Origin of the sequence: Methanohalophilus sp. RSK (genome assembly GCF_003722075.1) — an archaeon.
In the GTDB taxonomy this organism is placed as follows: Archaea; Halobacteriota; Methanosarcinia; order Methanosarcinales; family Methanosarcinaceae; genus Methanohalophilus.
The window spans coordinates 9,918-33,702 of sequence record NZ_RDSK01000004.1; the positions used below are offsets into that span (position 1 = coordinate 9,918).

General features: G+C 41.9%; 15 protein-coding genes. 7 read left to right on the forward strand and 8 right to left on the reverse strand.

Features of this window, described 5'->3' with window-relative positions; genetic code table 11:
• Positions 1 to 66 precede the first annotated feature (66 nt).
• The 3 genes from carA to EFE42_RS02360 are packed head-to-tail and all read left to right on the forward strand — an operon-like array spanning position 67 to position 5,636.
• Positions 67 to 1,164, forward strand: a complete 1,098-nt coding sequence (carA, locus tag EFE42_RS02350) for a glutamine-hydrolyzing carbamoyl-phosphate synthase small subunit (RefSeq protein WP_123135746.1) — start codon at positions 67 to 69, stop codon at positions 1,162 to 1,164.
• Positions 1,164 to 4,400, forward strand: a complete 3,237-nt coding sequence (gene carB, locus EFE42_RS02355) for a carbamoyl-phosphate synthase large subunit (protein WP_123135770.1) — start codon at positions 1,164 to 1,166, stop codon at positions 4,398 to 4,400. Before carA ends, carB begins: the two co-directional genes overlap by 1 nt.
• Before the next feature lie 51 nt (positions 4,401 to 4,451).
• Positions 4,452 to 5,636 carry an argininosuccinate synthase gene (locus tag EFE42_RS02360; RefSeq protein ID WP_123135747.1) on the forward strand — a complete coding sequence of 395 codons (1,185 nt, stop codon included), beginning with the start codon at positions 4,452 to 4,454 and terminating at the stop codon, positions 5,634 to 5,636.
• A 14-nt stretch (positions 5,637 to 5,650) separates the two neighbouring features.
• On the opposite strand, the gene EFE42_RS02365 is transcribed toward EFE42_RS02360, so the two are convergent.
• The 8 genes from EFE42_RS02365 to EFE42_RS02400 all read right to left on the reverse strand — a co-directional run bounded on the left by EFE42_RS02365 (position 5,651) and on the right by EFE42_RS02400 (position 15,971).
• The gene (locus EFE42_RS02365) at positions 5,651 to 5,974 is read right to left on the reverse strand and encodes a multidrug efflux SMR transporter (RefSeq protein ID WP_123135771.1); all 324 of its coding nucleotides are present in this window, start codon (positions 5,972 to 5,974) and stop codon (positions 5,651 to 5,653) included.
• Positions 5,975 to 6,637: 663 nt separating this feature from the next.
• Positions 6,638 to 9,070: a vWA domain-containing protein gene (locus EFE42_RS02370; protein WP_123135748.1), complete on the reverse strand. Its 2,433-nt coding sequence runs from the start codon at positions 9,068 to 9,070 to the stop codon at positions 6,638 to 6,640.
• Positions 9,070 to 10,944, reverse strand: coding sequence for a BatA and WFA domain-containing protein (locus EFE42_RS02375; RefSeq protein WP_123135772.1), 1,875 nt, complete (start codon positions 10,942 to 10,944; stop codon positions 9,070 to 9,072). The genes EFE42_RS02370 and EFE42_RS02375 overlap by 1 nt, the downstream gene beginning before the upstream one ends.
• On the reverse strand, positions 10,944 to 11,828 hold the full coding sequence (locus EFE42_RS02380; protein WP_123135749.1) for a DUF58 domain-containing protein: 885 nt from the start codon (positions 11,826 to 11,828) through the stop codon (positions 10,944 to 10,946). Before EFE42_RS02380 ends, EFE42_RS02375 begins: the two co-directional genes overlap by 1 nt.
• Positions 11,829 to 11,859: 31 nt before the next feature.
• Positions 11,860 to 12,828 (reverse strand): MoxR family ATPase, encoded by a 969-nt coding sequence (locus EFE42_RS02385; RefSeq protein WP_123135750.1) that lies wholly within the window; start codon positions 12,826 to 12,828, stop codon positions 11,860 to 11,862.
• Between the two features lie 18 nt (positions 12,829 to 12,846).
• Entirely contained in the window at positions 12,847 to 13,743 is an 897-nt protein-coding gene (locus tag EFE42_RS02390) for a hypothetical protein (protein ID WP_123135751.1), read from the reverse strand.
• 6 nt (positions 13,744 to 13,749) lie between these two features.
• Positions 13,750 to 14,586 carry a prephenate dehydratase gene (gene pheA, locus EFE42_RS02395; RefSeq protein WP_123135752.1) on the reverse strand — a complete coding sequence of 279 codons (837 nt, stop codon included), beginning with the start codon at positions 14,584 to 14,586 and terminating at the stop codon, positions 13,750 to 13,752.
• Positions 14,587 to 14,669: 83 nt separating this feature from the next.
• Positions 14,670 to 15,971, reverse strand: coding sequence for a sulfatase-like hydrolase/transferase (locus EFE42_RS02400; protein WP_158599178.1), 1,302 nt, complete (start codon positions 15,969 to 15,971; stop codon positions 14,670 to 14,672).
• A gap of 629 nt (positions 15,972 to 16,600) precedes the next feature.
• On the opposite strand from EFE42_RS02400, the gene mtaA reads away from it, so the two are divergent.
• From mtaA to EFE42_RS02420, 4 genes are all read left to right on the forward strand, one after another.
• Positions 16,601 to 17,620 carry a methylcobamide:CoM methyltransferase MtaA gene (mtaA, locus tag EFE42_RS02405; protein WP_123135754.1) on the forward strand — a complete coding sequence of 340 codons (1,020 nt, stop codon included), beginning with the start codon at positions 16,601 to 16,603 and terminating at the stop codon, positions 17,618 to 17,620.
• A 53-nt stretch (positions 17,621 to 17,673) separates the two neighbouring features.
• The gene (locus EFE42_RS02410; RefSeq protein ID WP_123135755.1) at positions 17,674 to 19,305 is read left to right on the forward strand and encodes a methylamine methyltransferase corrinoid protein reductive activase; all 1,632 of its coding nucleotides are present in this window, start codon (positions 17,674 to 17,676) and stop codon (positions 19,303 to 19,305) included.
• A gap of 18 nt (positions 19,306 to 19,323) precedes the next feature.
• The gene (locus EFE42_RS02415) at positions 19,324 to 20,397 is read left to right on the forward strand and encodes a GTP-binding protein (protein WP_123135756.1); all 1,074 of its coding nucleotides are present in this window, start codon (positions 19,324 to 19,326) and stop codon (positions 20,395 to 20,397) included.
• A 195-nt stretch (positions 20,398 to 20,592) separates the two neighbouring features.
• Positions 20,593 to 23,724 carry a PAS domain S-box protein gene (locus EFE42_RS02420; protein ID WP_123135757.1) on the forward strand — a complete coding sequence of 1,044 codons (3,132 nt, stop codon included), beginning with the start codon at positions 20,593 to 20,595 and terminating at the stop codon, positions 23,722 to 23,724.
• Positions 23,725 to 23,785: the final 61 nt, after the last annotated feature.

Below are 23,785 nucleotides of genomic sequence, written 5' to 3' on the forward strand. Positions count from 1 at the left end.
ATGAATCTTTTCTCTTCTCCATCGAAATACTTATAGCCTACTTTTTACATGTATAGGCAGGTTCCGATGATGAGTGCAGTAATTGGTTTGGAAGATGGGACAATTGTCACAGGCACCGGTTTTGGTGCCGAAGGTACAGTTTGCGGAGAACTCGTTTTTACTACTCAATATACCGGTTATGAGGAGGCACTAAGTGATCCTTCCTACAAGGGTCAGATCCTTATGTTCACTTATCCCCTTATTGGTAATTATGGTGTCAGTGATGAATGTTTTGAATCAGATGGTGTAAAGACCGAAGGCCTTGTAGTCAGACAAGCATGTCCTGACCCTTTTCATCACAATTCAAAACGCACCATTTACAAACTCATGGAAGATGAGGGAAAACCGGGTATTGCCGGGGTTGACACCCGGATGCTCACCCTGAATAATAGGGAGCATGGTACAATGAGAGCTGCCCTTATTAATGGAAGTGATGACGGCGAAGCAGCCGTGCAGCTTGCAAGGGAGCAACCCAAAATATCAGATATTGACTTAATTTCCAAAGTAACATGTAATGAAGCATATAGTGTAAAAAGCAAGATTAATACCTCTGATAAAAAACATATTGTACTTATTGATCTGGGTATGAAAGCCCATATTATGGATAGCCTGCTTGCAAGAGGTATGGATGTAACAGTAGTCCCTGCATCAACACCTGCTTCAGCAATAAGTGATTATGAACCTGATCTTCTTTTCCTTTCCAATGGTCCGGGAGATCCACAGAATGCGATAGAAGCCACAAAGGCTGTGAACTATTTTGCATCGGAATTACCCATTGCAGGTATATGTCTGGGCCATCAGGTTATTTCAAGGGCCATGGGAGCAGACACATACAAACTCAAATTCGGACACAGGGGAGCCAACCAGCCGGTAAAGGACCTTTCAAGTTCGATTGTACATATTACTTCCCAGAACCACGGATTTGCCGTTGATAATGATTCTCTTGATTCAACCGAGCTCTACACTACCGAGCTCAACACCAATGACAATACGATCGAAGGTGTGGCACACCGGGACCTTGATATCCTGAGTGTACAATATCATCCGGATGCGCATCCGGGACCACAGGATACTGAAAAACAATTCTTTGACAAAATTTACAAAATGGCAGGGGGCGATAAATGATGCCAATAAGGACTGACATAAAAAAGATTATGCTCATAGGTTCCGGTCCAATTATGATAGGACAGGCTGCAGAATTTGATTTCTCGGGAAGTCAGGCCTGCCGCTCCCTGCGTGAAGAAGGATTTGAAGTCGTACTTGTAAACTCCAACCCGGCAACTATAATGACAGATCCGGAGATGGCGGATTCTGTTTACATTGAACCTCTGGAAGCCCCGCTAATCGGTGAAATCATTGAAAAAGAGCGGCCCGATGGTATAATTGCCGGATTGGGTGGACAGACGGGTCTTAATGTTACAAGTGAACTTGCAGAGCTGGGTATTCTTGAAAAATACGGCGTAGAGATGCTGGGTACGCCTCTCGACGCAATCACAAATACCGAGGACCGGGAACTTTTCAAGCAGACCATGGAAAACATCGGGGAAAAAGTTCCCCGCAGCAAGGCTATTTCCTCTTTGCAGGAAGCAGAAGAAGTGATAGAGGAACTTGGTCTCCCCATTATTGTCCGCCCGGCCTATACCCTGGGAGGTGCAGGCGGGGGAATTGCCCATACAAAGGAAGAACTATTGCAGATCGTGGATAGGGGAATCCGGCTAAGCCGCATTAATCAGGTACTCGTGGAGGAAAGTGTCCTGGGCTGGAAAGAATTTGAGTATGAAGTGATGCGTGATTCCAATGATACCTGCATTGTTATCTGTAATATGGAAAACATTGACCCCATGGGTGTCCATACAGGCGAGTCAATAGTAGTGACCCCTTCCCAGACACTTAATGATGAAGAGCACCAGATGCTCAGGACCGCAGCTATCAAGATAATCCGGGAATTGGGTATTGAAGGTGGATGTAATATCCAGTTTGCAACAAAGGATGGCGAATATCGTGTAGTTGAGGTCAATCCCCGTGTGTCCCGTTCCTCGGCTCTTGCCTCCAAGGCGACCGGTTATCCGATTGCCCGGGTAACCGCCAAGATTGTTGTGGGAATGGCACTTGATAAAATCCTTAATGATGTCACAAAGAAAACTCCTGCATCCTTTGAGCCAACCATTGACTATGTAGTTACAAAGATACCCAGGTGGCCTTTTGACAAGTTCGTAACTGCAGACAAGACACTTACCACGGCCATGAAGAGTACCGGTGAAGTCATGGCTATCGGAAGGACGATTGAAGAGTCCATTCTAAAGGCCATCCGTTCCCTGGATAACGATATGGACTTTGAAATCAAGGGCAGGGATGACCCGGAGACTGTCACATTACTTAAAACGCCGACAAGCGAGCGTTTTTTTGTTATCTATGAAGCCCTGAAGAAAGGTTACTCCATTGAACAAATTTCTGAATATACGGGCATGGATCGTTTCTTCCTCCAAAAAATGGCAAACATTGTAAACATGGAGTCACAGGTTGCAGAACAACTATTCCAAAACGGAGAAGCAGATATCGATCTCCTTCTAAAAGCCAAGAGGATGGGATTTACTGACAGCAGGATAGCCAAATGTTGTTCAAAGACCCGGGAAGAAATAAATGATATACGCAGGGACGGGGCCATCACTTCCACATACAAGATGGTGGATACATGTGCGGCAGAATTTGCTGCAGCGACTCCTTATTATTATTCATGTTACGAAACGATGTGTGAATGTAAGCCCACAGACAGGAAAAAGATCCTGATTCTGGGTGCCGGTCCTATACGTATCGGGCAGGGAATAGAGTTTGATTACTGTACGGTGCATGCAGTCCAGGCCCTACGTGAGGAAGATATAGAAGCCCATATCATCAATAACAATCCTGAAACAGTTTCTACTGACTATGATACTTCGGATAAGTTGTTCTTCGAACCCCTGACACTTGAAGATGTAATGAATGTCATTGAAAGGGAAAATCCGGACGGGGTGCTCGTACAATTTGGTGGGCAGACTTCGGTTAATCTTGCAATCCCCCTGCAAAAGGAACTTGCCAGGCGCACAGACCTGAAGACGAAGATAATGGGAACTTCCCCTGAAAATATGGATGTGGCAGAAGACAGGGAAAAATTCAACCAGCGTCTTGCAAAAATGAAAATCAATCAGCCGGATGCAGGTTATGCAACGTCCGAAAAAGAAGCCCTTAAGGTTGCAACTGATATTGGTTATCCGGTCCTTGTACGTCCCTCCTATGTACTTGGGGGGAGGGCAATGGAAATCGTTTATGATTCCGCAGATCTGGAACGTTACATGAAAGAAGCTGTCAGGGTATCACCCGAACATCCCATCCTTATTGATGATTTCCTCGAAGGTGCAGTGGAAATCGATGTGGACGCTGTGAGTGACGGAAAGGATGTCCTGATCGGTGCTATCATGGAACACATCGAAGAAGCGGGAGTACATTCCGGTGATTCTGCCTGTGTGATTCCTCCCTATGACCTATCTGAGGATATCCTTGAGACAGTTCGGGATTATACCAGAAAGATTGCTATGGCACTTGAGGTGAAGGGTCTCATAAATATCCAGATGGCAACCAAGGATGGCGAAGTTTATGTACTGGAAGCAAATCCAAGGTCCAGCCGTACTATCCCCTTTGTATCAAAGTCTTCCGGGATTCCCCTGGCAAAGATCGCTGCACAGGTTATCATCGGCCACAGTCTCAAGGACCTTGGTTACCTGCAGGACAGGGAGCCTTCCCTGAATCATTATTCTGTCAAGGAAGTCCTCCTTCCGTTTGACAAATTGCCCGGTGCAGATCCGGTGCTTGGTCCTGAAATGAAGAGTACCGGTGAAGTGATGGGTATTGATTATGATTTTGGAAGAGCGTTTTTCAAGGCCCAGTTAAGTGCTGATAATCTCCTTCCGCTGAATGGAAAAGTATTCCTGTCCATCAGGGAGCGAGATAAGGAAGCGATTGTAGAAATTGCCCGCAGGTTGCAGGAAATGGGACTTGAACTTATGGGTACAAAGGGTACTGCAGGCTATCTTTCCGATAAAGGTATCAACATGGAGGCTGTCATGAAAGTGCATGAAGGCAGCCCCAATGTAATTGATATGCTCAGGAGAGGCGATGTTGCCTTTATCATAAACACCCCGACATCCCGCCAATCCAGGAAAGATGGTTACCATATACGTAGGGCAGCGGTAGATTTCAAGGTTCCATATATTACAACTATACAGGCTGCACGTGCTTCAGTTGAAGCCATTAAAGCAATGGCTGAGGGCAGCAGCACGATTAAATCAATTAACGAATATCATGAAGAGATCCGCCGTAACAATTAAGTTTACGGCTGATTTTATTCCTTTTATATTGTTTAGGTTGAGGTATTAATAATGGTCAAAAAGGCAGTACTGGCTTATTCAGGTGGTCTGGACACTTCAATATGTGTTCCCCTGCTTAAGGAAAAGTACGATTGTGATGAAGTAATAACCGTAGCAGTGGACGTAGGCCAGCCGCGGGAAGATGTAGATAAAGCTACCGAAAAGGCCCAGGACATCAGTGATCTGCATTTTACCCTTGATGTCAGGGAAGAATTTGTAAATGATTATATTTTCCCTCTCATAAAGGCAAACGGGGATTATGAAGGGTATGTAATGGGAACATCCATTGCCCGTCCCCTCATTGCTAAAAAGGTCGTGGAAATCGCAGAAAAAGAAGGGGCTTCAATGCTTGCCCATGGCTGTACCGGTAAAGGTAATGACCAGCTGAGATTTGAGGCAGTGTTCAGGCTTACCGATATGGAAGTAGTGGCTCCGATGCGTGACATGAACCTGACACGTGAATGGGAGATAGAGTATGCAAAACAACATGGCATTCCTGTCTCTGTAACATCTTCCAAACCCTGGAGTATCGATGAGAATATCTGGAGTCGCAGTATTGAGGGCGGCAAACTGGAAGATCCGGGTTACATTCCGCCGGAAGAGATCTACAACTGGACTGTCGACCCGGCCCAGGCACCGGATGCACAGACCATAGAAATCGGTTTTGAGGCAGGTGTCCCAGTATCCCTTGATGGTAAAACCATGGAGGGTGTAACTCTTATAGAGGAGATGAACAGGATCGCCGGTTCCCATGGTGTCGGAAGGACCGATATGATAGAGGATCGTGTGCTGGGATTGAAAGCCAGGGAGAATTATGAGCACCCTGCAGCAACAGTTTTACTGACTGCCCACAGGGATCTGGAAAAACTCGTGCTTACCCGCTCTGAACTCAAGTTCAAGGCTATGGTCGATGCTGAATGGTCCGAACTTGCCTACCTGGGCCTTGTGGATGAACCCCTGTATGAAGACCTGAATGCCTTCATAGATTCCACACAGCAGCGTGTTATAGGTACTGTAACTGTGAAGTTGTACAAAGGCAATGTCTACATTATGGCCAGGACTTCACCCAATGGTTTGTATTTCGAGGACCTTGTATCCTTTGACAGCAAGGTCATCGACCAGCAGGATGCTGAAGGTTTTTCCAAATACCATGGCTTCCAGGCACGCCTGTATCGCAGGTTTGTTGTCAATAAATAATTTTAGTGGAGGGCTTAATGTCCTCCCAAATTTAGATTGAGGCCTACCACTCCAATTACTACAAACATTATGGATACCATTTTTACCGCTGTGGCAGGCTCTTTGAACCAGAAGATTCCAATAGCTGTAATCATTGTGGTTCCCATTCCGGCCCAGATTGCATAAGCTATGCTTACGTCTATTCCTTTCAGGGCAATCGTAGACATTGCAAAGCTGATTCCGTAAAACAGGAATATACCGATAGAAGGCAATATATTGGAAAAACCCTCAGATAATTTCATGCATGTGGTGCCAAACACTTCAAAAATTATGGCTCCTACCAGATAGATATAACTCATATATTCTATTTTGGAGTTATACCTTATAAATAGACTCATTCCTCTAAGTGTATAAGGATTAATAGAGAAGGCATAGGTATCCTTTCCTATGCCTCCATTATCGTACCCCACCGATTATAAACCCGCTCGGGTCCCACCCCGTCAGGTTATGTCGAGAGAAGTTTTCTCCCAATCACCACATACTCTCATATGACGTTGATATATATAATATAACCCCATCTGATTTTCAAATACAGATTTAATATTATAATCCCATTGAAAATTACAAAGGAATATTATATTAGATGCAGGAAATATATATGAAAAAATAATTTATAAATAATTATATCTTCGGAAACAATATGGAATGCAACTACTGTTTTATCATATAAATAGTTATTGGTTTAAAAAAGTTAATTTATAAATGAAATAATAGCTAAACCATCTTTACGGTAAAAGTAGATTGAGAACATGGATGCCCACCCATGCTCTCATTTAATACCCCACTCCATGTATCAGCCGTAGTCCCCAACTCGGCTGATCCAGTCCGGAACAATGCTGCACAAATCCCGGACAATTCCTACATTCTCATGGATAGATATAACACAACCGGATTGAAATCCGCTAACGGCTCCTGATATTTGTATGTGCTTAAAAATTTCAAAGCCATATTAATGATTTATCTCATTCTTGCTTCCTGGATTCAATAATCTCCAGACTGCGACGAAGCATCACTTCTCCCAGGAAAAGCAGCAGGGCAGCCAGGATGAAATACATCTTCCAGCTGACAGGTTCCATGCGGCTTTGGAGGGAGTTCTGCCGGGCATCTGCAAGGAGATTTGCTCTGGCTTCCTTTTGGCTGTAGGCCCTACCGCCATTTCCGGTAATCAGAGAAGGTAATTTTTCATTGAGGCCAACATCTCTGTACTCAATGGCATAATTCACAGCAATTGGATAACCATTCACATAATGCATCCCGATTGTTTTCGGGAATATCTGGGCTTCATAGGTGTTTTTCCCAACAAAAGCCAGTTCCAGTTCATCACCCATGTATGTAAGTTCAGGAACTTTCTCATCATACATTGTAAGAGTGATTGTGGCAGGTAATCCGTACCATGTGTCCGGTGCTTCAACAACCGCACCTTCTTCAGGTTGCGGGTTGGCTATAGCCCAATTTAAGGTTGCTGAAATCAGCTGTGAGTTGTTACCGGAATACATCTGTGAACTCCAGCCTCCATCCTTGCCATTGTCTGTGGTGATCGAAGATACTCGTCCAAGGCCGTATCTCCATGTAGTTACAACAGGTTTCCCATTAGAAGCAACAACAAGCCGGTTGGCTCCGGGTTTTGGAGTCACATCATTGTAGCCGGTTATATTTGCTTTCACATTTGAGTTCTGGGTTATGAAATGTGAGGGATTGAATTCGAAAAGCTGGTAAGATGAAGTGGATTTATTTTCATCTAATGGTGGTTCAGTGGTTTCATCTGAGATTATATTGGCCCGTTGCCCTGCATCCAATTTGAAGTAATTATTGGTTGTACCTTCTACGTTTTCAACAAGTTTTTCAGCATACACATTACCTGACTTATCTTGCTGGGAGGGGGCTGAAGACCGAATATGAACAAAATAGAAGTTCACATTATCTTCCTTCAGGTCTTTGGCTATGTTTAGGCTTTCTTCATAGGAATCTTTTATACCCCCGTCAGAGATTATTACCAGATCCAATGTCCCGGTTTCTGTATTAAGCCATTCCTGTGCAACTCCAAGACCCTGATGGAGCAATGTTTCACTTGTGGTACTTGGTCGCAATTGGCGTATTTCTTCTTCCAGAAATTCTCGGTTGCCTGCCGTACCAAGATACTTCAATCCACCAGAAATATCATGTCCCTCCTTACCAAAAGCAATAACTCCCATATAGGCCCCTCTTAGTTCCTCCTTCTGGATCAGGTATATCGCATTACCCAGTATTTCTGGAAGAGTGCCGTATTTTTCAGTACTAGGAGAAATATCAAGTACAAGGACAATATCCCTGCCTCCTTTCCATTGTGTCGGTGTGGAAGTTACCGGTAATAAATCCTCAATTGAAGAATTCAGGTAATCCCCATATTCGTAAGATCGCTCTCCTCCAGTTACAACAACTCCTCCTCCATTGGATACATATTGTTGCAGAATTGCCACATCTGATTCGGATATCCTGTTGCCGGGCATATTATCGATTACCACAGCTTTTTGTGAATCCAGATCAGATATGTTGGAATTGGTAGAGGTGTCATAAAGATTGTACAGGATATTGGATAGCGGAGAGTCCGGTTCATCAGTTATGTACTGTACTTTAGGTTTCGGTACCACATATACCGATTTAAGGAAATTATTATTGATATTATCGGCCTCATCTGCCTGTGTGCTCAGCTCAATTTTGATCTCATGTGCACCGAGCTCATTGAATCTATAAGGGATTTGATAACTGCGTTGTCTGCTGCTCTGTGTGAAGGTGCCGCTACGTATCAATTCATCATCTGCATAGGCGTTGAATGTATATTCCACAGGTACTTCTTCAGCCTGTGAAACAATTATTTCAAACCGGTATTCATTCCCTTTTACTGCGGTCTTGTCACCCTTTACCTGAATACTGAGATCGTTTGATTCAATTTTCGGTGTAACTGCATATACAGTGGACCCTATATTTTGTGCAAAAACCAACCCTTCTTCAAGGTCTTTGCCGTAATTATTGTTCCCATCCGTCACCAGCACGACCTGGTTATCACTGCTGGCATACTGCACGATGGCATCTCCCAGAACAGTCTTATCGCCTGTCAGTCTGACAAGGGTGGTCGGGGTTTTGGTGGTAAGGCTTTCATAGAGTTCATCGGCCACACCTTTCTCAAAGAGCTGCATACTTCCCGTTTCATCCGAGATTATTACAAGTTGCGGGTTTTCCTGCTCTGTTACCTGACTTACCAGAGTAAAGGGGGAGGCAATGGCAACTATCAACAGGGACAGGACAATTGCCCTGGAAATAAGCAGTTTTTTGTTACCACCCTTAAGCATAAGGTATAGAGCGCCTGCCAGCACGGGTAGTATAAATGCAAGTATAATGGGTTGTTCAAAGGAAAGCATCACAGTTCACCCCTGTTGCGTATAATCAGGATTTCAAGTATAGCCAGTAGTATAGCCAGGATTATCAGGTAATTGTCCAGATAGTTCTTTGCCTCATAACTATCCTGACGGACGATGTCGGGGCTGTCCCTGTTCTGGTCTGAAACACGTTCCATTACCTCTGATCCTTGCCTGGTAGTATCCGATTCACGGTCACTGTACAGGTTGACCGCCACGGTGCGTCCTCCGATCCTATATGTCCCGACCTGTTCGAACAAAACCTTCTGGGTGGTTATTGTATCGGTGGGTGTCTGTACTGTCATTTCCCGAGCAAGAGAGGTGATATCCCCGGTCTCATGGTTATAGTCACTTATATCCCCGCTGCCACCGAGCCAGGCTGTAAGCCGTGCCCAGAGCACCGGATATTCGGGCAGGTTGTGGAAATTGTTCCAGGGCTCACCCAATTCATCATTGAAGCCGAAATATACCAGTGTCCCGTCTCCCACAGACCAGTGAGCAAGTAAAGGGTCTCCCTGCTCAGTTGCAACCAGCACAGTTGCATCATTGCGAGGTGTGGCATTGAGGTATTTATACATGGCAATCTCGTTGAATTTCACATCATCTGTCAGGCTTGAGGACTGGACAACTTCCAGATCGATACCCAGGATATCCTGTGCTTCAGCCACATCACCGGGTATAACCGGAAGCATGCCCTGGAACTGGTCTGTGGCATTGCTGCCTGCAAGCATCTGGCTGGCTACAACCACAACCCGGCCGCCATTGTCCAGGAAACTGTCAAGCCTTTCCACCTCACTGGATGTAAGGGAGCGGTTTTTCAGCCCGATGACCATTATCCTGTAATCATCGGTAGCAGAAGGAATTCCCTCAGCCGTAGAAATATCCACTGAAGCCAGTGTAGAAAGTGCAATCTTTGATGGTAACTTCCCTTCATCCGAAATAAACAAAGTTTTCGTATCCGATTGGGTTGGAATTACAACATATGCATTATTGTCCGCAGGCAGATTATCCTCATCTGCGATTGATATTGATGTAACTCCGGAAGATAGGGGATTCACACGAAACTGGGCCGTATCCGAGGGTCCCACATTAAGAGAGCGCTTTACTGAACCAGCCGGGTTTTCAATTTCTATATCAACCCTTTCGGTAAAGTCATTGTAATTCTTGACAACACAGGTATACACGTAATTACCGTCTTCGGTGTCTATCCAGCCGTCTATGATTCCCACATTGCCCACTGCTGAGCTTACATCAACAAAAGCAGTGTCAATCCCATAGGACTGGGCAAGTTGTTTTGTAGATACCGGATCTTCTCCTTCCCAGCTGGCAAAATCGGACACCACAACCATTGTACCGCCTCTCTGTGAAAGCAATCTCATTCCTTCAGACATTGCCCCTGAAAGGTCAGCTATCGTGGCGCTGGGCTCGATATTTTCAAGCGCATCGGATGCTTGCGAAGAACCTGTGTTCTCAACAACAATTTCCGGACTGCTTTTAGCCAGTATTATACTGTTCTTCTTGCTGAGATATCCTTCAGCCAGGCGTGTTGCATCGTCAAACCGATTGCCTGCCTGCATACTTGCGGAAGCATCAATGATAATTACAGTATGTTCATCGCTCAGGTCTTCCTGTGACGTGTAAAATGGTGCTGCTGCAGCGGTGGAAAGCAGTATGAGTACAAGTAACTGGATAAGAAACAGTGGATCTTTGAGCAGTTTACGGATTGATGAAAAACGCTTTTTCTGTTTTTCCACCTGCATTAAGAACATCAGGGAAGGTATACTAAGCTGGACAGGTTTGGGTCTTAGAAGATAAATTATTATTAAAGGGATCACACTGGCAAGAGCTGCAAGGGCCATTGTGTTATCAAAGGGCATTACCATCGCCTCCTGCTGCTCAGTGTTTCAAGGAAAGCCTCAAAGATTGGCTTATCGTTTGAAAACTGGTAAAAATCCGCACCTACATGATCACACGCTTCCTGTATCCTGTAGACATGCTCATTGAGCAATTCCTGATAATTCTTCTGGAAATTCTTGCTGACATAGGTTTGCAATTCTTCACCACTTTCCATATCAGTCAATTTTACCAGACCATCAATTTGTAGATTCTTTTCAGTTTTATCCATTACCTGTATCACAATAAGTTCATGGACTGAAAGCCTGTATATAGCGGATTCAATGGATTTTGGATCGTCCAGGAAGTCAGAAATTATTATTACAAGGGAACGGGAATGTATTGCTTTTTCGTATTGTTTAACACATTCTTCGATAGATGTCTTGCCCCCGGTTTCTGCTTCTGCCAGCCTGTCGATAGCCCTGAGCAGGTATTTCCTGCCACGTTTTGGCTGACTGAAGCTAACATTGGTGGCAAAGGTGGAAATTGCGAACTTGTCATTATCTTTTGTTACAAGATAAGCAAATCCGATAGCAAGCATCGCACCATATTCGAATTTGGTAGGCCCGTCTGATGAATATTCCATGCTGTTACTTGCATCCAGCAGGATATGGTTTGTCAGGGATTTACTTTCCTCAAATTCCCTTACATAGAGTTTTTCGGTACGTGCATAGGCATTCCAGTCAATAGTCCTTGGTTCATCACCCCAGTGATACTCCCTGTATCCTCTGGTATCCAGTCCCTTTCCACTGTGGATTGAGCGACGGCTACCGGCGTATGCGCTGGATACTCGCTTGCGTACCATAAAGGAAAACCTGTCAAGTTCCTTCAGGAAACTAACATCAATGCTATGTCTTTTTTCAGTCATTGAAGGGCCCTTTGTTATTTGTGGGAAAAGCTCATTCAGTTCTTTTGATGATCTCACCAATAACTTTGTCCGGAGTAATTCCCCTGCGCTCGGATTCGAATGTCAGCATTATACGATGCCTGAGTATTGGATAAGCCATTGTATCCACATCTTCCTTGCTTACATAATTACGCCCGTGAATAAGTGCGCGGGCCTTGGCTGCAAGTATCAATCCTATAGAGGCACGTGGGGAAGCACCGTATTCCAGGTGTTCTTTCCAGTTACGTGTTGTCATGACGACTTTGATAGCATAGGCCTTTATGTCCTCGGCAATCGGTACTTCCCGGGTCAGGTGTTGCAGTTCCAGCACCGAACTTTTCTTGAGGACCCGGTTTACTTCAGGTATATCCACCATGGTGTAACGGCGCACAATTTCCTTTTCCTCATCAAAAGAGGGGTAATCCAGCAGGATCTTGAGCAAAAACCTGTCCAGCTGGGCCTCGGGTAGAGGAAATGTACCTTCCATTTCTATAGGGTTCTGGGTTGCCAGAAGGAAGAAGGGTTTGTCCAGGATAAATGTATCATTCCCAACAGTTACCTGTTTTTCCTGCATCGCTTCCAGCAGGGCGGATTGGGTCTTTGGTGATGCCCTGTTTACTTCGTCTGCAAGCACGATATTGGCAAAAACAGGTCCTGCTTCGAATTTAAATTCCTTATGCCCGCTGTTTTCCTCTATAAAATGAGTACCTGTAATATCCGCAGGCATCAAATCCGGAGTACACTGGATTCTACTGAATGTCAGGTCCATAACCTTTGCAATCGTGGATATTGTAAGGGTTTTTCCCAGACCTGGATTACTTTCCACAAGTGTATGCCCATTACACAGGATAGACACAATAATCTGTTCCACTGTTTCTTTCTGTCCCACAATTACCTTTGAAATCTCATTGAAAAGATTGCTAAAAATATCACTGGTATTACGGTAGATATCCGCTTCACCTGATTGAGAACTTTCGTCCATATAATTACTCCTGCTATATTATCTGGTTAATTCTTCAAAATATGATTTTATGATTGGCTCATATCCTTCCGGCAGTTCTTCACTATAAGCCGGAGCTGTCATCTGTCCGATTTCATAGGAAGAAGAGGGTTCAAATTCCGGCTGGGTTTCATCTTCCTGCCCGGTAGGTGTAAAGCCGGATTCTGATCCCGGTGGTATGCTCAGGTCTACTTCTTCACCTTCCACCACGACGACCACAGGTTCACCTGTAATATTTTCCTTTCCTGCCTCATTCCCGTCTCCATCAGAGGGGAAATAATTTTCAGGCGTATCGCCATTATCGGGAATCCCGGGGATGTTGTCTATTACTTCTTTCATTCCTTCGGGAGTTATGTCTGTGCGAAAATCCGAATAAATAACTATACCCAGGGCCGAGGTAGTGAAAATCAAAAGGATAAATATGACCTTGAGTTTTTTCCTGTCAAGAAAAGCAGATGAATGAATTTCCTTTGTAGCTTCCAGCACTGAATATATCAAATCATTGATTATAACATTGTTCAGATTGCGGTTGTCGTAGGCTGTCCTGAGCCTTTCTTTCATGACCGGATATTTCTCTTCTGCCAGTAAGATAACTGAGGTGTTCTTTTCTCTTCTATAGAGCAGCAAAGTTATTATTAGGGAAATTCCAATCGAAATAAGAAGAAGTGCAATAGTTGAAAATGAAATTGTCAATGAAGCAACATCATAACTTTTATCGGCATATAATTCCAGTGCTCTTACCAGTCCAAATGCGTTTTCCATATTTACCAAAAGCAGGACGGTATAAATGGCAAGGGTCAGGATGACAAATTCTGCCAGTTTAAACAATCGCTGATATTTGCGAACAGCATTATCCTGCCGATGAATGAATTGTTCAAGATCCTCTGCCCCGGTCATTGGATTTCACTCTTCCATGTAACTCTGGTAGGAACCCAGATTCTTTAACATATAAACGTTTTGATTCAAGTTATCAAGTGCTTCTTTTACATCGAGATCTTTTATACTTCCATTCATATCGATGTAGAACACATAATCTCCCAGGGACATTTTGGAAGGACGTGATTCAATCCTTGTCAGGTTGATCCCTCTTGTAGCAAGTTCCCCCAGCATCTCATAGAGGGCACCCGGGTGGTCCCTGTCAAGATAAACTATAATTGAAGTTTTACAGTCATGTGTGCAGGTTTGAATCCTCTGGTCTTGCTTTCTGGCAATTACTACAAACCGGGTGAGATCGGGTTTCCAATCCTGTATATCTTCTGCAAGAATGTCAAGCCCGAAACTCTCAGACGCCTTTCTGGACGCAATAGCAGCCATTTCCGAAAACTCGGTTGCAAGTTTGGCAGCATGTGAAGTACTTCCTGTAGTCCTGATCTCCACATCCGGGTAATTCTTCCGGATGAAATGGCGGCATTGTGCCAGTGCCTGAGGATGGGACAGAATTATTCTTATATCCTCTTTCTTCCCCCTTGAAAGCAGGCAGTGATGGATATGAACCACAACTTCCCCGATAATTGAAAATTCATGCTCCAGCAGCAGGTCAAGGGTAACACCGACAGATCCCTCTATAGAATTTTCTATTGGTGCAACACCATAGTCTATGGAATTATCCTGGAGAACTTCAAACACTTCTGAAATATCCTTCATATATGAAATATCCGGATTAGTTCCAAGCTGGGCTTTCCATATATTTGCAGCTTTTTCAGAATATGAACTTTGAGGCCCCAATATGCCGATTTTCATTGACTTTTATAGATGACTGATATTTAAAATAATTTGTGATAAAATAGCATATAGATAGCTATCCTCAACTCCTGTAAGAGACCTCAATTGCGCATTATCCTGAAAATCATTGTCAGGCCTGTGAGATTGATAACTCCTATCAAAATCCCTCCCACAAGGTGCATGTTGTTTTCCGGAGAAGTATTAGAGTCCTGATTTTCATCTTTTTCCTTTATTTCAATCACCCTATCGTTCTCGATAGATAGTGTATCCTTGTATGTTTCACCACTGCTATCAATCACTGTTTCCAGAGTGTATTGTTTATTCTTTTCCAGACCGGTTATGTAGTACACGGAATCATTGCTTCCAGAACAAACTTTTTTACCACTACTGCTAAGTTTCATGCTTGTAATTTCCGGTGACACGACTTTTAGCACTGCATATTCTTTCAGGTTCTTTTCCTTTCCCTCGCAAAAAGCAGGCCTATCCGCAATGCCAAGCGTACTCAACAGAATTGGTGCTATATCTTCCTGGCCAATAGTTTCCCTAATTCGTTGTTGTTTAATGTTGGGGGACAAAATTATCAATGGTACATTGCGAACCTCATTTGCAGAAGCATACTTCTCTGATTTTGCCCCACCTCTTGATTCAGCATCAGGAAATGCCATACCATGGTCGGACGTGATAACCAGTGCCAGATTGTTTTCCTGACATGTTTCATAAAGGGGTACTATCATGGAATCAAGGTTTTCAATACACTGGCTATAACCTTCATAGCCCCTGTAGAGTCCTGCTGTGTCAAGCGCGGCAATATTGACGGTTATGAAGTATTTTCTATCCCTGCCTTCATTTTCAAGGATATTGATAGAGTCCATTGCTGCATCAAGGGCCAGTTCATTGTACGTATAATATCTCTGGATTGTGCCGGAAGGCGTACTCTCAACTCTGGATAGTGCCCGGGATGCATGTGTCTCAAACTCTGTTGTAAGAAGCGGAAGGGCATCTATATCCTTATTTCCGGATACCGAAACCTGTATTACAGGTTCATTTATGGAATTGGTTGTGTCATGGAGAACAATATCATGCTCCGCAACTACTTCTTCGGAGTCACCTCTCTCCAGTACCCCAACTGTCAAGTATCCATGTTTCTTTACAACGTCATAAATACTGGCATTATCATAACCTACCATTGTGTCATCTGCATCTCTGTTACCTGTCATGATCACATTGTGTCCGCTATTGCCTTTAAGTTCAGGGACATAAACAGAATCGAAAATCGCAGCCTGATTATATATTTTTGGAAGATTTGACATCCCGGGTTTTTTGAGAATGGAACCATCAATTGCTTTTACATCCAGCTCCGGATTTATGTATCCATTGCCAAGGCCATCAACTATCAGTACCACTACACCATCAGGAGTATTTGTGTCTCCTGCTTCAATAAATGTTGCGCATCCGGCCGGATTTATTGTTATGCATAAAAATAATATGAGGAGAAGTATTTTCCCAATCTGCCAAATTTGCTTTCTGGAATATATCATCAAGAATAAAAATATTGTTTCATATTAGTATTTTATGCTATGGTTTTTATTTTTATGTTGATTGTTACTTTCGAGTTTACTACTATATAAATATATCCCCTTTTCTTGAAGCAGATTGAACATTGATGTTTTGTTTGATAAATAATCGGCATCAATAAGCATTTTATTTTTATTAATTGCATGATGTAGATTTGAAATAACAATTATTTTTATATATAAGTTTATAAGACGCCAATTTTAACTATGATATATAAGTATTTTTACTACATTTTGTCTTTTAGTATCTAATATACAGGCAATATTATTTAAAAATAAGAAACAAGATACATGTTTTTTGATAATATAAACTCTTTATTTCTGAATTGGCATTTACAAAATCTATATATATTACATATAATAAATACAAACACTTATATATAATAAAATTGCAAATTTAATTGATCATAACGTGCCCCAAACCATGGCACATACTCATAGATTGGAGTGTTGAAAGTATGTCAGAACTGACTCAAAAAACCAGATTAACGAATGCTTTAAAGGGCGAGTCTGTAGACAAAGCCCCGGTTGCCTCTGTTACACAGACTGCAACAGTAGAGCTCATGGAAATGACCGGTGCATCCTGGCCCGAGGCTCATTCAGATGCTTCCAAAATGGCAAAACTGGCATTGGCATCTCACACTGAAGCCGGTTTGGAAGCTGTAAGATATCCATTTTGCCTAACGGTCCTGGCCGAAGCCATGGGTTGTGAAGTGAACATGGGTACCCAAAACAGGCAACCCTCAATAACAGAACATCCCTATAAAAAAGGAATTGACGATCTCAAAATGCCTGATAACCTGGCTGAGCTGGGAAGGATTCCGGCAGTGGTTGAAGCTACAGATATCGTAAGGGATAGTGTAGGCGAAGATGTGCCTATTATAGCAGGAATGGAAGGGCCGGTTACCCTGGCCTCCGATCTTGCCAGTGTCAAGAAATTCATGAAATGGTCTATCAAAAAGCCTGATGATTTTAAAGCCATCCTTGATTTTGCAACTGATGCATGTATCGAATATGCCAATATACTTCTGGATAGTGGAGTAGATATGATATGTGTGGCAGACCCGGTGGCTTCTCCTGACCTTATGAATCCGGCCACTTTCAATGATACCCTAAAACCCTGTCTTGCAAAATTTGCAGAAGCGGTTGATTGCATTAAAATACTCCATATATGTGGAAATGTAACACCTGTCCTGGATATGATGGGAGATTGTAAATTTGAAGGCTTGAGTATCGAGGAAAAGGTAAAGGATGTAAAGGAGGCCAAAAAGACAGTTGAAGGTCGCGCTACTCTTGTTGGTAATGTGTCCAGTCCTTTTACAATACTCAGTGGAACTCCTGATAAAGTAAAAGAAGAGGTTAAAAAAGCCCTGGATGATGGAATCTCTGTAGTTGCCCCTGGCTGCGGTATTGCTCCAAATTCCCCTCTTGAGAATGTAAAGGCACTGGTTGAAGGAAGAGATGAATACTTTTCCTGATTGTATAAGGGATGCCTGATTGCATCCCTCTTTTAATCAAAAGAGGTGGTTATATGAAAGTGGGAGTTGCTATTGATCTTGGAACCAGTGGTTTCCGGGCCCAGAAAATAGATATCGAAAGTGGTGAGATCCATAAAACCGTGATTACCATGAACAACCCCCTTCCGGGAGCCAATGTCATGGACCATTTGGATTTTGCCATGAATTATGGACAGGATCTTGCCCATGAACTGGTAATAGGTGCATTCCGGAATATTCTTGAGGAACTTGGGATTCATTCATCTCCTGATAGGATCGCAATTTGCGGAAATCCTATCCAGTTATCCCTGTTTCAGGGAATACCAATTGATGATCTTGCATATGCGGGACAGAGAAAAAAAGCAAAATATAACATAAAAGAACAGGAACGCAAAGCAGCTGTTGTAAAAAGTATCTTTATTCCGGGTCTTGAGGATCTTGATGATTGTATTGTTGTTATTCCTCCTGCAATTAAACATGAAGTGGGAGCTGATGCTCTTGCACTTATTGTTAAATCTGGTATGCTGGACAATGCAGACATTTCAATTGCAACGGATTATGGAACAAATGCCGAGATGGCTTTGAAAGTAGGAAATGTAATATATACAGGCTCAGCTGCAGCTGGACCGGCCCTGGAAGGACAGGAAATTGCAGATGGTACGATTGCCCGGCCTCATGCTATATCTGATGTGTCCTTTGAAGATGGAGCACTACGTAACTATGTCCTTAATGATGAAATGGATACTGTACAGGGTGACCTCGTAAAACCAGACGATGGTACAGTAATGGATAAAGGAGACATAGAAGCACACGGTATCACAGGAACAGGTGTAATTTCTCTAATTGATGAATCTATCAATAATGGTCTTGTAGTACTCCCAAAGATCAACCTGAAAAATAGCGTTATCCAATTGCAGGATGGAATAAAGTTCAACGAACATGATCTTGTAGAAGCTGGCAGGGCGATTGGGGCTATAAGAGCAGGTCATATAACTCTTTGCAATGCTGCCGGAATAGGAATGGAGGACATACAAACTGCGTATATGTCAGGTGCTGCAGGAACCTATATGGATGCTATTAAGGCGCATAATATTGGCATGATCCCTTATGATGTAGGTCAAATTAGCCAGATTGGGAACACCTCCCTGATAGTTGCCAAAGAAATTTTGCTCTCTGAGGACAGGTTATGGGAATTGCAGGAAATTGCAGAGGAAATAGTCGGAACTCATGTTATGTTTGCTACGGATGACGCATTTAAGGAGGCTTACATTCTCGAACTTTCCTATTGGGGAGAAGGTATGCCTTTCAAAGTTCTTAAAAAATACCTGAAGAAAAAGAAACTACCTACAATAGATGTTGTAAAATCTGTTCCTGCTGCTGAAAAGCGTGTTGTGAAAGATATTCCTGTACTGGGAGAAGAAGGTCTTCACGTTCTTGATAAGGTTGGCACGTATCTTACAATGGTCATCGAAGGCTGTGAAACCTGTCATAAGTGTGTCCAGGTCTGTCCTAATGATGCCCTTTCAATGGAAGATAACAGAGTATTGATACGTACGGATCTATGTGATGGTGCTCACTGTCAGAAATGCATACATGCTTGTCCCCATGATCTATTTAAATGGGAAAATCTGGATGTTATGATGCAGGAACCATCAGAGGAACAATAAGATATGGAAGGTCTACGAATGAAAGTACTCGTTGTGGGAGGATTTTTAGGAAGTGGGAAAACCACTACAATCCTCCGTATTGGGAAATACCTTGGAGAAAAAGGCCAGAAAGCTGCCATTATCGTAAACGAGATTGGGGAGGTAGGAGTTGATGGCGATATTATTTCCAGTTACGGCTTTGACTCAATCGAACTTACGAATGGATGTATTTGTTGCACCCTAAAAAGAGATTTGAGATATACAGTATCACAGCTTAAAAAAGACTTCGATCCACAAATATTGATTATTGAGCCTACAGGCATAGCTTTTCCTGCTACAATCAGGGATGAAATTATGCTGATGAATCTGGATGATGTGGATTTTGCTCCACTGGTTACACTGGTTGACGGAAGCAGGTTCAAAGAGGTAATGAAAGAAACAAAACAGTTTTCCCAGAGGCAAATAATTGATGCTGAAGTTCTCGCAATAAATAAGATTGATTTAATTGAAGACCTATACATACCTGTAGTTGAGTCCTCAATAAAACAACTGAATCCAGAGGCAGAAATTGTACGTTTTTCAGCAAAAGCAGATTATGAGGAATTATCCGGGTTTATTGAGCAGTTACTGGGTGATGTAGTTTATCCAAAGCTTACTGAGAGAAAAATGAATGCCGATAAGGAGCTGAATTCCATACAGTGTTCCAACATGGCCACTTATGCATCTGAATACAGTCTAAATCATGATTATCTTGAGTCTGAAAAAGCCCAATCAATAGTCTCAAACTTGATGGAAGGTCTAAAGAAAGAGATAATCGTGATGAATCCGGAATTTGTTGGTCACATGAAAGTGATTTTGCAAGCCGGTACTGTAAATGTACGTTCCAGTGTCACAGGAGCCGAAGAAAAACCTCAAATTGAAACTATAGAATCATATTCTTCTAAGCCTTCTGTAAAGATTCTCTCTGCAGTTTCAAATGTTTCCCGTTCAGAATTAATGGAACTTGTGGACTTCTTTGTCAAGGAAATTTTCACAAATCATGGTGTTAAAATAGTGAAAACTGCTATCCATCAGCACAATCATGACAGTCACAACCATTCAGAAGGTGTGTAAGATGTAATTATTGGTAAAAGATATGCTCACATCTTATGAACACGATTCATCGATTGGAGTGAAGGAAGCGAGTCTTAGATGTGAGCATATTACCATTTGAAAGAGGATACATATATTAATTACGCAATCCTCTTATAGATATGAGATTGATTTGCATTGTATAATATTAATTGTCGATGCATTGGCGGAAACATTATGGAAAAACCTGCTTTAAAAGAAGGGCAAATTAATCTTGAGCCCGCCTTAGACTTTCTGGATACCGGTATTCTTTTACTTGATAGTAAATTTAACATAATATATGTAAATTCTAAAATCAGTCGTTTTTTAGGAATTCCAGAAAACCTTTGTGGTAAATCCGTTTTTGATATTGAAACATGGCCCTTTAACAAAAAAGAAATTGTTCATTCCCTCAAGAATATCTCCTCACAAAATGAACCAACGATTCATTCCATTGAAGACAGTGCAGGTGAAACCTACAATTTTACAGTTCATTATTTGAATCCGGCTTTGCCTGATGCACCTGCATTTATGCTCACACTTGAAAAACATCCTTTTTCTGAAAACGAAACTGAAAAATTTGAAGATCTGCTCTCCATTTTCACATCGGGCATTTCTGAAGGAATAATCATAATTCAAGATGAACAAATCCAGTTTGCAAACCGCAAATTTGGAAAAATAGTTGGTAAAAAATGGGATGAAATAAAAGGCACACATTTCCTGGATTATTTTCCGGTTCAATATCGCCGAATGTTATACAAAAAATATACCAAACGTATTGGAAAAAAAATATACAGGGAAATGACATATGAGGTCGAATTACTTTCAACATCAGGTAAGGTTACTCCTTTCGAACTGTCCTCATCACTTGTTGAGTATGGCAATCGGCCTGCAGTAATGGTCACATTTCGGGATATTTCGGCTAAAAAGGAAGCAGAAGAGCATCTCAAAGAAGCTGAAAAGAAATATCGGTCAATTTTTGAAAAAACGCCGGTTGGGATTGTTTATTTTGATAGGAGAGGCAGAATAAGCAATTCAAATGAAGCCTTCAATTCTATATTTAAGACTATTATTGATGAAAAGAAAGAACCTGAAATTTTTGATTATATTCCCGATAAGGAAGTGTCTGGCCAGATAAAAAAGGTGCTTTCCGGAAACGCCCTTTCTTACAGAGGAGAATACGAGGTTAACACTCAATATTCATCCAAATCTATAAAAATTACATGCAATTCCTTGCTTCTGGATGGAGTTTTACAGGGTGGAATAGGCATATTTGGAGATATTTCTCTGCAAAAAAGCGCTGAAGCCACTCTTCTAATGAACAAATCCCGACTTGAAGCCCTTGTAAAATTAAATCGGCTGGAAGTTTTTTCTTTCGATGAAATAGCTCGTTTTGCCCTTGAACTTACAGTTGAATTTACAGACAGCGATTGCGGCTACCTTTGCAGGATGGGAAAGGATGGCAACCCTGAAAAAATACTGTATACTCCTGATACAGAAGATCTGGAATCATTTATTTCTGAAAAAATTGGAAATTTTGATTTCAAAGACCGAAAGTCCAATGTTATGGATACTGGAAAAACCATTGAAATACCTCTTTTTGAAAAAAAGCAGCTTGTAATTGTTGCAGGTTTTAGCAGGAATGTAGCCTTCAAAGAAATGGAAATAAATCAATTAGAACTTTTTGTACAGGACATATGGACTACTATCAAACATAAAATGGCCGAGAAATCGTTACGGGATTCTGAAATCAAATATTCTTCCCTTGTGGAAAACGGCAATGATGCAATAGTAGTAATTCAGGATGGTAAACTTAAATTTGCAAATTCGATGTTTTGTGAATTCGTGGGCAATGATTGTGATTCAATACTTTATACAGATTTTAGGAATTACGTTGCTGAAGAATATCGCCGTATGGTGGCCAAAAAAAACCAGCAGTATATACAGCAAAAGGAAATGTCTCATTCCAGGGATGAAATTGAACTTGTTACAAAAAAAGGCAATAAAATACCTGTAATGGTAAGCACATCTGTAATTGACCATGAAGGTAAACCCGCAGTAATGGCATTTATAAGTGACATTACACAACAAAAAGAAAAAGAAAATAAACTTCTTGAAACTTTTAAAGTACTGAAAGTACTTCAATCTGTAATTCGCACCAGTCCTGCAATAGTTTTCTTTTGGGCCCCGGAAGAAGATTGGCCGGTGGAGTTTGTATCTGAAAATATCGAAAATTTTGGTTACAGGGCCGAGGAATTTACTTCCGGAAAATTACAGTATGGGGACATTATACATCCCTCTGATCTCGAGTATGTCCATCAGAAACTTGCAAAATATTCAGATGAAGAAATGTCAGATTACAATATTGAATACCGTATAATCACAAAAAAGGGAGACGTACGCTGGGTTGAAGAACGAGGTTCCATCCAATATGAAAAGAATGAAATAAGCCACTACCAGGGTATAATTCTTGATATCACTGAAAGAAAAAGAGTAAATCGCTTTTTAGATATTGATACTGATATTGGGAATTTCCTGACACCCACCGGTGATCTGCAAGAAATGTTTGATCAGCTACTAGAGTTGGCTCTTCATATTGAAGGTGTGGATGCAGGTGTCCTTTATATTGTTGACAAATCCAATAATGACCTTAATATTGTAGCTCATCGCAATATTTCCGATGATTTTGTTGGAAAACATGCTACAATTGAAAAGGATACACTTAGAGGAAGATTCCTGTCAGTACAGTATCCCGTGTATAAACTTTATTCTGAGATATATCCCTTCTCTAAATCCAAAAAAAGCAAGGATAGCCTCCTGGCAACAGCCATTATACCTGTAATAACCAATGATAATTTATCTGCAGTACTGTTTTTGGCATCCCATAAAAATTATGAGATTCCATATTCTATACGTAACTCGCTTGAAACTGTGGCAAACCAGATAGGTTCTGTGCTTGACAGGATTGAAAAAGAGGCGGGTATCCAGAAAAGCCAGTATGATTTACAGGTGCTCTTTGACACAATATCTGAGCTGATTTTTGTGGTGGATCCGGAAGGCTGTATCCTTTATTCCAATCTTAATGTTGCAAAAACCCTGAAATATTCCAAACAGGAAATAACAGGTATGAATTTTATAAAAATTCATTCCCATACTCAGGTACTTGATGCTGCAAAAGCCTTTAACGAAGCACTTAATGGTAACAAGCAGAAACATTTGTTCACTTTGATGGACAAAAATAGTGATCTAATAAATGTTGATACTACAATGCAAAAAGGGGAATGGAACGGTAGTGATGTGGTCGTCGTTGTCAATAGAATTGTTGAATGACGATAAATTCATAAATTATTAATGCAGATGCATAGTAAACTAAAGGAAGGCAAGTAAAGTG

Excerpts from the sequence above, each read along its gene's own strand:
- carA (WP_123135746.1), top strand. The coding sequence starts at position 67 with ATGATGAGTGCAGTAATTGGTTTGGAAGATGGGACAATTGTCACAGGC.
- carB (WP_123135770.1), top strand. The coding sequence starts at position 1,164 with ATGCCAATAAGGACTGACATAAAAAAGATTATGCTCATAGGTTCCGGT.
- EFE42_RS02360 (WP_123135747.1), top strand. The coding sequence starts at position 4,452 with ATGGTCAAAAAGGCAGTACTGGCTTATTCAGGTGGTCTGGACACTTCA.
- EFE42_RS02365 (WP_123135771.1), bottom strand. The coding sequence starts at position 5,974 with ATGAGTTATATCTATCTGGTAGGAGCCATAATTTTTGAAGTGTTTGGC.
- EFE42_RS02370 (WP_123135748.1), bottom strand. The coding sequence starts at position 9,070 with ATGCTTTCCTTTGAACAACCCATTATACTTGCATTTATACTACCCGTG.
- EFE42_RS02375 (WP_123135772.1), bottom strand. The coding sequence starts at position 10,944 with ATGCCCTTTGATAACACAATGGCCCTTGCAGCTCTTGCCAGTGTGATC.
- EFE42_RS02380 (WP_123135749.1), bottom strand. The coding sequence starts at position 11,828 with ATGACTGAAAAAAGACATAGCATTGATGTTAGTTTCCTGAAGGAACTT.
- EFE42_RS02385 (WP_123135750.1), bottom strand. The coding sequence starts at position 12,828 with ATGGACGAAAGTTCTCAATCAGGTGAAGCGGATATCTACCGTAATACC.
- EFE42_RS02390 (WP_123135751.1), bottom strand. The coding sequence starts at position 13,743 with ATGACCGGGGCAGAGGATCTTGAACAATTCATTCATCGGCAGGATAAT.
- pheA (WP_123135752.1), bottom strand. The coding sequence starts at position 14,586 with ATGAAAATCGGCATATTGGGGCCTCAAAGTTCATATTCTGAAAAAGCT.
- mtaA (WP_123135754.1), top strand. The coding sequence starts at position 16,601 with ATGTCAGAACTGACTCAAAAAACCAGATTAACGAATGCTTTAAAGGGC.
- EFE42_RS02410 (WP_123135755.1), top strand. The coding sequence starts at position 17,674 with ATGAAAGTGGGAGTTGCTATTGATCTTGGAACCAGTGGTTTCCGGGCC.
- EFE42_RS02415 (WP_123135756.1), top strand. The coding sequence starts at position 19,324 with ATGAAAGTACTCGTTGTGGGAGGATTTTTAGGAAGTGGGAAAACCACT.
- EFE42_RS02420 (WP_123135757.1), top strand. The coding sequence starts at position 20,593 with ATGGAAAAACCTGCTTTAAAAGAAGGGCAAATTAATCTTGAGCCCGCC.